Source organism: Gilliamella sp. WF3-4, from assembly GCF_001690275.1.
Lineage (GTDB): Bacteria > Pseudomonadota > Gammaproteobacteria > Enterobacterales > Orbaceae > Gilliamella > Gilliamella apicola_C.
The window spans coordinates 60,412-73,355 of sequence record NZ_LZGW01000017.1 but is presented as its reverse complement, the minus strand read 5'-3'; the positions used below and the strand labels follow the sequence as shown (position 1 = coordinate 73,355).

General features: G+C 35.4%; 11 protein-coding genes. 10 read left to right on the top strand and 1 reads right to left on the bottom strand.

From position 1 onward, the window contains the following. Window positions 1-2: 2 nt before the first annotated feature. The 10 genes from murD to yfbR all read left to right on the top strand — a co-directional run bounded on the left by murD (window position 3) and on the right by yfbR (window position 11,055). A complete protein-coding gene (murD, locus tag A9G47_RS03730) occupies window positions 3-1,337 on the top strand; it encodes a UDP-N-acetylmuramoyl-L-alanine--D-glutamate ligase (protein ID WP_065566553.1) in 1,335 nt (444 codons plus the stop codon). Then, window positions 1,334-2,485, top strand: coding sequence for a cell division protein FtsW (gene ftsW / locus A9G47_RS03725; RefSeq protein ID WP_065566552.1), 1,152 nt, complete (start codon window positions 1,334-1,336; stop codon window positions 2,483-2,485). Before murD ends, ftsW begins: the two co-directional genes overlap by 4 nt. Next, window positions 2,485-3,537 carry an undecaprenyldiphospho-muramoylpentapeptide beta-N-acetylglucosaminyltransferase gene (murG, locus tag A9G47_RS03720; protein ID WP_065642192.1) on the top strand — a complete coding sequence of 351 codons (1,053 nt, stop codon included), beginning with the start codon at window positions 2,485-2,487 and terminating at the stop codon, window positions 3,535-3,537. The genes ftsW and murG overlap by 1 nt, the downstream gene beginning before the upstream one ends. A gap of 166 nt (window positions 3,538-3,703) precedes the next feature. Further along, window positions 3,704-5,152 (top strand): UDP-N-acetylmuramate--L-alanine ligase, encoded by a 1,449-nt coding sequence (gene murC / locus A9G47_RS03715; RefSeq protein ID WP_065642191.1) that lies wholly within the window; start codon window positions 3,704-3,706, stop codon window positions 5,150-5,152. A 2-nt stretch (window positions 5,153-5,154) separates the two neighbouring features. Continuing rightward, a complete protein-coding gene (locus A9G47_RS03710) occupies window positions 5,155-6,063 on the top strand; it encodes a D-alanine--D-alanine ligase (protein ID WP_065566549.1) in 909 nt (302 codons plus the stop codon). 13 nt (window positions 6,064-6,076) lie between these two features. After that, window positions 6,077-6,910 carry an FtsQ-type POTRA domain-containing protein gene (locus A9G47_RS03705; RefSeq protein WP_065566548.1) on the top strand — a complete coding sequence of 278 codons (834 nt, stop codon included), beginning with the start codon at window positions 6,077-6,079 and terminating at the stop codon, window positions 6,908-6,910. Between the two features lie 21 nt (window positions 6,911-6,931). Continuing rightward, window positions 6,932-8,185, top strand: coding sequence for a cell division protein FtsA (gene ftsA, locus A9G47_RS03700; RefSeq protein ID WP_065566547.1), 1,254 nt, complete (start codon window positions 6,932-6,934; stop codon window positions 8,183-8,185). A gap of 81 nt (window positions 8,186-8,266) precedes the next feature. After that, window positions 8,267-9,409: a cell division protein FtsZ gene (gene ftsZ / locus A9G47_RS03695; RefSeq protein ID WP_065566546.1), complete on the top strand. Its 1,143-nt coding sequence runs from the start codon at window positions 8,267-8,269 to the stop codon at window positions 9,407-9,409. Between the two features lie 64 nt (window positions 9,410-9,473). Next, window positions 9,474-10,388, top strand: coding sequence for a UDP-3-O-acyl-N-acetylglucosamine deacetylase (lpxC, locus tag A9G47_RS03690; RefSeq protein WP_141674677.1), 915 nt, complete (start codon window positions 9,474-9,476; stop codon window positions 10,386-10,388). A 79-nt stretch (window positions 10,389-10,467) separates the two neighbouring features. Beyond that, the gene (gene yfbR, locus A9G47_RS03685) at window positions 10,468-11,055 is read left to right on the top strand and encodes a 5'-deoxynucleotidase (RefSeq protein WP_065579759.1); all 588 of its coding nucleotides are present in this window, start codon (window positions 10,468-10,470) and stop codon (window positions 11,053-11,055) included. A 1,229-nt stretch (window positions 11,056-12,284) separates the two neighbouring features. Here yfbR and A9G47_RS03680 read toward each other — a convergent pair. After that, on the bottom strand, window positions 12,285-12,869 hold the full coding sequence (locus A9G47_RS03680; RefSeq protein WP_065642190.1) for a hypothetical protein: 585 nt from the start codon (window positions 12,867-12,869) through the stop codon (window positions 12,285-12,287). Window positions 12,870-12,944: the final 75 nt, after the last annotated feature.

Here is a 12,944-nt window from a genome sequence, read left to right as displayed (position 1 = left end):
TTATGGTTAGCTATCAAGGCAAAAAAGTCGTTATTGTTGGTTTAGGTATCACAGGTCTTTCATGTGTTAACTATTTTCTTGCTCAAAATGTTATACCTAAAGTTATCGATACTCGTTTATCCCCATCAGGCTTAGAGCAATTAGACAAACGCGTTGTTTATCATTTAGGTGAATTAAATATTGATTGGTTGCTAGATGCTGATTTAATCATTGCAAGCCCAGGCATTGCTTTAGCTACACCTGAACTACAATTAGCAGCTAAACAAGGGATTGAAATTATTGGGGATATAGAGCTATTTTGTCGCGAAATAAATCAACAAAATAATAAGCAGATCGTGGCAATCACTGGTGCAAATGGTAAAACGACTGTAACAACATTAGTTGGTGAAATCATTGCATCAACAGGCACTAAAGTTGCTGTTGGAGGAAATATTGGACAACCAGCATTATCGTTATTGAACCAAGATTACGATGTATATGTTCTTGAACTATCAAGTTTTCAGCTAGAAACAACTTATAGTTTACAAGCTACCGTTGCAACAATTTTAAATATTTCACAAGACCATATGGATCGCTATCCTTTTGGTCTAATGCAATATGTCGAGGCGAAGCAACGTATTTACCATAACGCTAAATATTGTGTGATTAATTATGATGATGAGCTAACTACTCCAACAAATAAACAAAGTAATTGTGTTTCATTTGGTGTGACTAAAGGCGATTATCATTTAGATCAACACTGTGAGCATCTTATAGCACAAGAGCAGGACGTATTAGCAACAAAAACCATGAAATTAACTGGGTGCCATAATTATCTTAATGCGCTTGCAGCTTTAGCAATAGCCGATAAATTAAAGATTCCACGAAAATCAAGCATAGCAACAATCGCATCATTCCATGGATTGCCTCACCGTTTTGAGTTAGTGTTGGAAAAAAATGGAGTGAAATGGATTAATGACTCTAAAGCAACTAATGTAGGTAGCACTGCAGCTGCTTTAAACAGTATTGTTTGCAAAGGAAAATTATTTTTATTACTAGGTGGAGATGGAAAATCAGCTGATTTTTCGCCACTTATTCCTTATTTACAAAATAGAAACCTGGAGATTTTCTGCTTTGGGCGAGATCGCTATTTACTAGGTAAACTAGCTGCCAATATAACAACAATCACCGAAACCATGGCGGAATCTGTAAAAATTATTGCTCAAAAAGTGGAGCCCAACGATGTGGTTTTACTTTCCCCTGCTTGTGCAAGTTTAGATCAGTTTAAAAATTATATTGAACGCGGAAAGCGATTTGCACAACTTGCTACACAATATGCTCAAGGAAATGAAAAATGACATTTTTTGGGCTAAAAAAACAAGTGAATCCACATGTCCCATTTGATAATCAATTACTTTGGACTGTGCTTGGTTTAATGATATTTGGTTTGATCATGGTGACATCGTCTTCAATGTCATTTAATGAAAGTAATCCGTTCTTTTATACACAACGAGAGCTTATTCAGTTAGGGTTATCGTTATTTTTAATGTTTATTACATTATATATTCCAATGCAACGTTGGCAACAGTTTGGGTCAATATTACTAATTATTGCTATTATTATGTTGATTGTTGTGCTAGGCATTGGTTCTTCGATTAATGGTGCATCTCGCTGGATACCTTTAGGTGTATTCAATTTTCAACCAGCCGAGCTTTCAAAATTAGCACTATTTTTATTTTTAGCGGGTTATTTATCGCGCAAATCCGACGAGGTACAAAGTGGATTTTGGGGCTTTTTTAAACCTATGGTTGTTATGGCAATACTCTCGGTATTGTTACTTAAACAACCCGATCTAGGCACTGTTATTGTTTTATTTATGGTGACTATTGGTATCTTATTTATTGCTGGAGCCCAATTGTGGCAATTTATTGCGATTTTACTAACGGGTGTTGGTACAGTGATTTGTTTGATTTTATATGAGTCTTACCGTTTAACACGGTTATTAACTTTTCTTGACCCTTGGCAAGATGCAACGGGTTCAGGCTATCAATTAGTTGCTTCATTAATGGCAATAGGTAATGGCGGCATTACTGGGCAAGGCATGGGAAATTCTATCTTAAAATTAGGCTATTTACCTGAATGCCATACTGATTTTATTTTTTCAATCATTTCAGAAGAGTATGGATATATAGGCGTAGTCGCTTTGTTGTCATTGCTTTTCTTTTTGACATTTAAGGCACTTGCAATTGGTTATCGTGCGCTTAATGATGGATCACTATTTTCAGGCTATTTAGCCTGTGAAATAGGTATCTGGTTTGGATTCCAAACATTTGTTAATGTTGGTGTTACATCGGGTATGTTACCAACTAAAGGATTAACATTACCATTTATTAGTTATGGTGGTTCAAGCCTTATTGTGATGAGTATTGCAGTTGCAATATTACTTAGGATAGATTTTGAATTTAGACAACAACAAGCGCAAGCAAGAATAAGGTTAATAAAATAATGAAAAAATTATTAGTTATGGCAGGGGGAACTGGTGGGCATGTTTTTCCCGGTATTGCTGTTGCGCATTATTTAATGAAGCAAGGCTGGCAAGTAAGATGGTTAGGCACCGCCGATAGAATGGAAGCACACCTAGTTCCTGAAAATGGCATTGATATTGATTTTATCGAAATATCAGGGCTACGCGGAAAAGGTGTTATCGCATTGTTAAAAGCACCTTATAAAATTTTAAGAGCCGTTTTACAGGCGCGGAAAATTTTAAAAAACTATTGCCCCGATGTAGTCCTTGGAATGGGAGGATATGTTTCAGGTCCTGGAGGGATCGCAGCAAAAACACTTGGCATCCCTATTGTTTTACATGAACAAAATGGTATAGCGGGTTTAACCAACAAGTGGCTAGCTAAAATTGCAACTAAAGTTTTGCAAGCATTCCCAACAGCTTTCCCTAAGGCCGAAGTTGTTGGCAATCCTGTGCGTAGTGAACTTTTAACTATTGCAAGACCTGAAGAAAGATTCAAAGATCGCCATGGGCCAATTAGAATATTGGTCATGGGGGGAAGCCAAGGCGCAAAAGTTATTAATGATATAGTGCCTCAAGCGATAACAAAATTATCAGATAAATATGTAATATGGCACCAAACTGGTAAAGGAATGTTAAATTCAGTCACTGAATCTTATCAAGATTGTAATATGAAAAATAACAAAGTGACTGAATTTATCTCTGATGTTGCTGAGGCATATAATTGGGCAGATCTTGTAATTTGTCGAAGTGGTGCATTAACCGTTAGTGAAATTGAAATTGTTGGTATCGGTGCTATTTTTGTTCCGTTTATGCATAAAGATCGCCAACAATTTTGGAATGCAAAATCATTAGCAGATATAGGCGCAGCTAACATCATAGAACAACCAGATTTTAGCGTTGAATCCTTATCAAAACTATTACTAAATCTGAATCGCGACAAACTAATTGAAATGGCGATTAAAGCTAAAAGTTTATCTATTGTAAATTCCACTGAAAAAGTGGCGCAAACCCTTAATTCAGTGATAAAATAGTAAACTTATAATATGAATTTATGTAATAATTCTGTTAAAAAAGTTTCAGGTTAGGTGTATGTTTGAGTCAATAAATTGTTTGAACTAAAAATAACAGATATAAAAATGTTCAATGATGATATGACGCTGTGCACTATGCAATGAAAAAATAATTAGGAGTTCAATAGTGAATACAAGGGAATTAGCAGAGTTAAGAGCAATTATTCCTGAAATGAAACGAGTAAAACATATTCACTTTGTGGGTATTGGTGGCGCGGGCATGGGTGGAATTGCCGAAGTTCTAGCTAATGAAGGGTACAACATTAGCGGTTCAGATATTGCTGAAAATGCTGTGACTCAACACCTAGAAATATTAGGAGCAAAGATCGTTATTGGTCATGCCGCTGAAAATGTTATTAACGCCAGTGTTGTCGTTATATCTTCGGCTATTTCGCAAGATAACATTGAAGTGGTTGCTGCCCGTGAGGCTCGTATACCAGTCATTCAACGCGCTGAAATGTTAGCTGAATTGATGCGTTTTCGATACGGCATTGCTATTGCTGGCACGCACGGTAAAACCACGACAACGGCAATGGTTACCACTATTTATGCTGAAGCTAAACTTGATCCAACCTTTGTTAATGGCGGTTTAGTTAAGGCAGCAGGAGTACATGCTAAGCTAGGTAGTAGTCGTTATTTTATTGCAGAAGCAGATGAAAGTGATGCTTCATTTCTTCATTTGCAACCAATGGTATCTATTGTAACTAATATCGAACCTGATCATATGGATACTTACCAAGGCAGTATTGAGAATCTTAAACAAACATTTATTTCGTTTTTACGAAACCTGCCATTTTATGGTTTAGCTATTATGTGTTATGACGATCCGATTAATCGTGAATTATTACCGATTGTAGGACGAAAAGTCATTACTTATGGATTTAGTGAAGAAGCTGATGTTGTTATTAAAGATTATCGCCAAGAAAAAGGAATAAGCTATTATACTGTTTGCCGTCCAGAGCGGCCAAATTTACAAATCGAGTTAAATGCACCAGGTAAACATAATGCCTTAAACTCAGTAGCTGCAATTATTGCTGCCACTGAAGATGGCATTGATGATGAATCGATTATAAATGCATTAGCTAAATTTGCAGGTACCAGTAGGCGTTTTGATTTATTAGGTGTTTTTCCTCATGCCGACGGTGGGGATATTATGATGGTTGATGATTATGGGCATCATCCAAGCGAGGTTAATGCAACAATCCAAGCGGCAAGAAATGGTTGGCCTGAACGACGGCTTGTGTTGTTATTTCAACCACACCGATATACGCGCACTCGCGATTTATTTGATGATTTTGCGCAAGTACTTTCTCAAGTTGATGCTCTTGTGATGTTAGATGTCTATCCTGCTGGAGAGCAACCCATTGCAGGGGCTGATAGTCGTTCTTTATGCCGAACAATTCGTAATCGAGGTAAAGTTGATCCCATTTATATCTCTGATTTAACTTTGTTGCCTGAAATTATGCAAGAAGTATTACAAGGTGGTGATTTATTAATTACACAAGGCGCTGGTAGTGTTGGTCGTATTGCTCGCCAATTAGCTAAAACTCAATTATCTTCAAAAGAGGATTTATAAAAATGGTTGATAAAGTTGCTGTATTATATGGTGGTACCTCTTCTGAGCGTGAAGTATCGCTTAAGTCAGGTAAAGCTGTATGTGCAGGATTATTGGCAAATGGTGTTGATGCACATCTTATTGATACTAAATATCACCCTATCACTAATTTAAAAGCGGAGGGTTACACAAAGGCTTTTGTTATCCTTCATGGACGTGGTGGTGAAGATGGTATTGCTCAAGCAATTTTGACTTATCAAAATATTCCTTATACGGGCAGTGATGTTTTGTCATCAGCATTAACCATGGATAAGTTAAAAACTAAATTGATCTGGAAATCGCTCAATTTACCTGTTGCTGATTACATCATGGTAGAAAAATCACAATCAATTGATACGGACTCTATTGTTAAACAACTTGGATTACCACTGTTTGTTAAACCAATTCATGAGGGTTCTAGTGTCGGTATGGCTCGTGTTAATGAAGAATCTGAATTAAAATCAGCCATTGATGCCGCTTTTAAATATGATAGTGCAGTAATGGTTGAGTCATTTTTAGCTGGTCCAGAATTTACAGTATCTATTGTCGGTGAAGAGGTTTTACCGTCAATTCACATAAAACCTACTACCAAGTTTTATGATTATGATGCCAAATATTTATCTGACACTACCCAGTATTTTTGTCCAAGCGGTTTACCTAATGACAAAGAGCAAGAAATTCAAAAATTAGCATTAGATGCTTATAAAGCGGTTGGTTGCAGGGGCTGGGGAAGAGTTGATATCATGTTTGATGCTAATCAAAAACCATTCCTACTTGAGGTAAACACTGCGCCAGGAATGACAGATCACAGCTTGGTACCTATGGCGGCAAAACAACATGGTTGGTCATTTAACGAACTTGTAGCCAAAATCTTAAATTTGGCAATTCTCTAATTGGCCTTATTTTATGAAACAAGTTCGGCAAGCAGCGCATAGAAGAGAAGAAAAAAATAAAAGGCGGTTGCTTATCTTTCGTAATACAGAACAATTTTTAGGTTTTTTGTTCTTTATTATGATTATTTTTATTAGCATTTGGGTGATTCAAAGCTTTAAGAATTGGATGGATGATCCCGAGCAAATGGTATTATCACAATTAACGTTAAGTGGGGAACACACCTATACAACTGAGGACGATCTTCGAAATGCGATTTTAGGATTAGGGTTGCCTAATACCTATATAGGACAAGATGTTAATGATATTCAACAAGAAATCATGCGATTTCCATGGGTTAAACAAACCAGTGTGCGAAAACAATGGCCTGATAGGCTAATTATTTATGTAGAAGAATATAAACCTGTACTTTATTGGAATGATCTATTTTTACTTGATAAAAATGGTAATGTATTTAGTGTACCTCTTGACCGTATTGCCGAATTACAATTACCAAGGCTATACGGTCCAGAGGGTAAGGCAAAAGCAGCTTTAGAAATTTATTTGAAATTAGAAGATATTTCTAAAAAATTAGCTAATAATGAGTTAGCATTACATATTAAATTCGCTATAACTGATGAACGCAATGCATGGCAATTGATGATAAAACAATGTATATCTGGTTTTTGCCTTGAAAATCAAGAAATAAAATTATTGTTAGGTAGTGAAAAAATTGAACAGCGATATCAACAATTTATTAAATTATTTCCAGAAATTCAATCAAGAGTGCCTGAAAATGAAAGAATAACGGTAGCTGATTTACGTTACGAAAATGGTATTTCAGTACAAAGAGAAAAAATAATGCTGTAAGGAATAAATTAAGGCTGAAGTATGAAAGCAACAGAAAAAAAATTGGTCGTTGGATTAGAGGTTGGCACATCCAAAGTGCTTGCTCTTGTTGGTGAAGTTCTTCCTGATGGTATTGTCAATATCATTGGCGTGGGGCACTGCCCATCAAAAGGTGTTGATAAAGGTGGTGTAAACGATCTTGAGTCTGTAGTGAAATCAATCCAACGAGCGGTTGATCAAGCTGAACTAATGGCTGATTGCCAAATATCCTCAGTATATTTAAGCCTTTCTGGTAAACATATCCGGTGCCAAAATGAAATAGGAATGGTGCCAATAGCCGACGAAGAAGTCACAGCAGAGGACGTAGATAATGTTGTTCATACAGCAAAATCAGTCAGAATTTTAGATGAACACCGTATTTTACACGTCATTGCACAAGAATATTCTATTGATTTACAAGAAGGTATTAAAAATCCCGTTGGTTTATCTGGAGTAAGGATGAAAGCCAAAGTTCACTTAATTACTTGTCATAATGATATGGCTAGAAATATTGTGAAAGCAGTTGAACGTTGCGGATTAAAAGTAGATCAGCTTATTTTTTCTGGATTAGCTTCCAGCTATGCAGTTTTAACTGATGATGAAAAAGAATTAGGTGTTTGCGTAATAGACATCGGTGGCGGTACAATGGATGTGACAGTCTATACTGATGGTGCATTACGTCATTCTGTTGTAATCCCTTATGCTGGCAATGTTGTTACCAGCGATATTGCATATGCGTTTGGCGCACCACCTATGGATGCAGAAAACATTAAGATTCGTTATGGGTGTGCTGTAGGTTCGTTAGTGGGTAAAGATGAGGTTATTGATGTCCCTAGTGTAGGAGGAAGGCCGTCTCGTTCATTGCAACGACAGACGCTTACCGATGTAATTGAACCACGCTATTCAGAACTTCTTGCGTTGGTACAAAAAGAGTTACTTGTATTACAAGAAGAACTTAAGAAACAAAATATTAAATATCAATTAGCAGCAGGTATTGTTTTAACTGGTGGCGCATCTCAAATAAAAGGAATGGTAGAATGCGCCGAAAAAGTATTTAAAAACCAAGTGCGTATTGGTCAGCCATTAAACATATCAGGATTAACCGATTATGTTCAAAAACCTTATTGTTCAACAACTATAGGGTTATTACATTATGGAAAACAAGATTTATTAAATGATGATGCTAAAGATAGCAATAAATCATCATTAAAAGGGATAGCTAAACGATTGACCGGATGGTTTAAAAAAGAATTTTAGCTAGTATATTTCAAGAACTTCGTGGACATTGTAGATGATTATCTGTACAATGTCCGCAGATCGTAAATTTGGAGATAAGTTATGTTTGAGCCTATGGTTGCAGATGCTGAGCCAGCAGCAGTCATTAAAGTTATTGGTGTCGGTGGTGGCGGTGGCAATGCTGTCGAGCATATGATTGCAGAGCATATTGAAGGTGTTGAGTTTTTTGCGGCAAATACAGATGCGCAAGCATTAAAAAGAATTAAGGTGGGTCAAACTATCCAGATTGGGACTAATGTTACTAAAGGACTTGGTGCTGGCGCTAATCCAGAAGTTGGTAGAAATTCTGCAGAGGAAGATCGCGAGGTCATCCGCAGTGCAATTGAAGGTGCTGACATGGTTTTTATCGCTGCTGGAATGGGCGGGGGCACAGGAACGGGTGCAGCTCCAGTCGTTGCCGAGATAGCAAAAGAATTAGGTATTTTAACGGTTGCTGTTGTTACTAAACCTTTTAGCTTTGAAGGTAAAAAACGTATGGCTTTTGCTGAACAGGGTATTTCTGAATTAGCAAAACATGTCGATTCACTGATCACTATTCCAAATGACAAATTATTAAAAGTATTAGGTCGTGGAGTTAAATTGCTTGATGCTTTTGCGGCAGCTAATGGCGTTTTAAAAGGTGCAGTACAAGGTATTGCTGAACTTATCACTAAACCAGGTCTTATCAATGTTGACTTTGCTGATGTAAGAACAGTGATGTCTGAAATGGGATATGCTATGATGGGCTCTGGTAGAGCTAGTGGCGATAACCGAGCCGAAGAGGCAGCAGAAATGGCAATTTCTAGTCCATTACTTGAAGATATTGATTTATCTGGTGCTCGTGGTGTATTAGTAAATGTAACTGCGGGGTTAGATATTGGTTTAGAAGAGTTTGAAACAGTAGGTAGCACAGTTAAAGCGTTCGCTTCTGACAATGCAACAGTCGTTGTTGGTACAACATTTGATCCAGATATGTCTGATGAGATTCGAGTAACAGTAGTTGCAACGGGTATTGGTATGGATAAACGACCAGAAGCTAAAATAGTTAAACCACCCGTGTCACACAATGATTTGTTTGGCCACAGCAATACATTAGGACAACAAGAAGAGAAATTAGCTAAGGTTGCTAATGAACCAACAGCTTCTCCGCTTGAGGATCATAAAATTTTAGATATTCCAGCTTTCATCCGTAAGCAAGCGAATTAGAATTGAACTTATTTGATTTTTTATTGTCAAAATCGATAGGAACAAACAAAAAAGTAGGTGTAAAGTGAAACAAAGAACATTAAAGAAAACCATTCAAGCAACTGGTGTTGGTTTACATACTGGCAAGAAAGTTACTTTGACATTACGCCCTGCGCCAGAAAATACAGGTATTATTTATCGTCGTACTGATTTGGATCCATATGTTGATTTTCCAGTGGATGCAAAATCAGTGCGAGATACCATGCTTTGTACCTGTTTAGTAAACGAAGATAATGTTCGCATTTCAACAGTTGAGCATATCAATGCTGCTTTAGCTGGGCTAGGTATTGATAATCTCATTATTGAAGTTAATGCTCCCGAAATTCCAATTATGGACGGTAGCGCAAGCCCTTTTGTTTATTTATTGCTTGATGCAGGTATTGCTGAACAAAATGCCTTGAAGAAGTTTTTGTGTGTAAAGGAAACTATTCGAGTTGAAAATGGTGATAAATGGGCCGAAATAAGACCTTATAATGGATTTAGATTAGATTTTACCATTGATTTTCATCATCCTGCTATTGATAACAGTTCACAACGTTATCAGTTGGATTTTTCATCTGAGTCTTTTATTCGCCAAATCAGCCGAGCTAGAACTTTTGGGTTTATGCGTGATATTGAAGCATTACAATCTAAAGGTTTATGCTTAGGTGGTAGCTTAGATTGTGCAATTGTGGTAGATGATTATAAAGTACTCAATGACGATGGTTTACGTTTTGATGATGAATTTGTTCGTCACAAAATGCTTGATACTATTGGCGATTTATACATGAGTGGCCATAATATGATTGGTGAAGTAGTTTGTTATAAATCAGGTCATGCATTGAATAATCAATTATTACAAGCATTATTGGCGAAACAAGATGCTTGGGAATATGTAACATTTACAGAAGAGCAAACGGTGCCACTCGTGTTAGGCACTCAACAGCTTGTTTTAGCGTAAAATCATAAATAGTTATATTTTATAAACGCTCCTATTAAAAATAGGAGCGTTTTTATTTTATATTTAAAGAGATACTAATATGAAAAATAGCCATTTTTTTGCCCATTTATCACGCCTAAAACTAATTAACCGTTGGCCTTTAATGCGTAATGTAAGAACAGAAAATGTATCAGAGCATAGCTTACAAGTTGCTTTTGTTGCACATGCTTTAGCTGTAATTAAAAATAAGAAATTTAATGGCGATGTAAACCCTGAACGCATCGCATTATTAGCAATGTATCATGATGTTTCAGAAGTAATAACTGGCGATTTACCGACGCCCACAAAATATTATAATCCGCAAATTACTGTTGAATATAAAAAAATTGAGAAAATAGCACAACACAAACTTCTTAATATGCTTCCTGAAGAGTTACAAGATGATTTTAAGACATTAATTGATGATGATTTTTATAGCGAAGCAGAAAAAAACATTGTAAAACAAGCTGATGCATTATGTGCTTATCTGAAAACAATTGAGGAATTAAGTGCGGGTAATAATGAATTTAAATTAGCAGAGCAACGTTTAAAAGAGACTTTATCTGAACGTAATAGCCCTGAAATGGACTACTTTTTAGATGTTTTTGTGCCAAGCTTTAGCTTATCATTAGACGAAATAACGATGTAAAATAACTTATTTACCCGCGTATTTTTATTTCGATCATGCTCTATAATTAAAATGGTTTTTTATATTTAGCATTCCATTTATAGTGGTCAAAAATAGATTCTCACAATAGTTATAAGTTATAATAAGCCCACTTGCTATTTGATTGTGATTAAATATTTTGGATGAAGATAACAAATATACACGTTTTTGATATCGACTCAAAGCAACCTGTAGACATCCAAAAGTAAATATTTTTACAGGCGACAGTTACCACAATGATATCTGTTTTTAGATAACTGATACAAATATATTTTAATAACTCTAACCCTGTAAGTTTTAGAATAAAAACATCAAGTAAAATTAAACCCACACAATTATCATGAGCAATGATACGCTGCAATAGGTTTTCTTAATTAGTTGAATCGCACAATTGAATATGCTCATTAAACGCATCAATGTTTGCTAACACTATAAAACCAATCTTACAATTATCTCCTTTCGCTAAATAACTTTTTTGAAATATACGTTGTGAGCTTTCTTCTAAAAGATTATCACCGTTATTAATGATTTCGATTTTATTTGGTGAAGAGATAAATTTAGTAGCGCTTTCAACTCGAGAGCGTAAACATTGTAAATATTAACAATACAACGCATATAAATATTTTATCAGCTAGAAATAAAGTGAAAACTAACAAAAGAAGCTAATAAGCTTAAATTTAAGTGTTACTTGATTAAAAGGTATTTCATTAAAATTCAATATCTTTTTCCACCACAATGGTTTGAATTGATATTCATTACAAAATCTGCTAATAACATTAGTTTATTGACAGATTATTACTAATGCAATTTAACAGACTAAATAATTTGCTTATTTTACTGCGTTATTTATGCTTTCAGTTACTAATTTAGCAATATTTGGCTCAAAAGCATTGAATAATATATATTCTACCGATACTTTATGAGCAGTCACAATACTTGCTTATATTTTTAAAATGATATTTTTAGCTTTTGCATCCAAAGATCCTTTAAAAATTCTGATAAATACTAATAGACTATTCATTTTATTTGGATAATCGCGCATCTAGCACTAATAATATAAGTATACATAGCTTTTTCTGCTTTGGAGTTGTTGAGTAATTAAGTAGGATTAAGATTGAAGTTAATAGTTTTAAACAGTAGAACGCTAAAATAGACTTAAACGCATATTGACCTAAAACTTTTTAAAAATAGCAATTAAAAATAACGTATTATTAGCGCAATAAACATTCTTGAATTTTATCAGCCTCTTTATTAAGTGCATCAATAACCAGATTCGGGTGAGCACTTTCAAGCGTTTTCACATTTTCAAATCCATCATTTACAACTGAACCTGTATATTGGTGAGCTTGTTTAATATTGCTAAATAGATAATGGATGTTATTTTGATGACGAGTTGCCGTTAGGATATAACTGATAAAATATTTAGTATGGTAAAGATAGTCAGTTACAGCATTAGCCACGACATGATTACCTTCAACTAATTTAATTGTGTCACCTCCGCTAACTGTGATTGCTTGCTGGCTCGGCACATTGTAATAAGGCCACCAAAGTGATCCAGAATAGTTTTCACTTGCTAATACCACTGGACCATTATCAAGTTCTTGCGCAATACATAAAGATAAAGAGGAGTGGAGGGCGGTAATTGGTCGTGATGTATTGTACTTATTTAATATATCAGCGCCTGACGAATTTTGAGCAATTTCAACACCGCTAGTCTGATAAATTGACAACATTTTTTGCGATGTGCAACTTGTTAGAATAGTTAAAACAGCCAAATAACCAATTAACTTTTTCATATCCCATCCTTTTTTGAATAAGCTCATCAATTCTAGCTTTTTGCATCCTAATTTACTAGTATTTATCAATAGTGA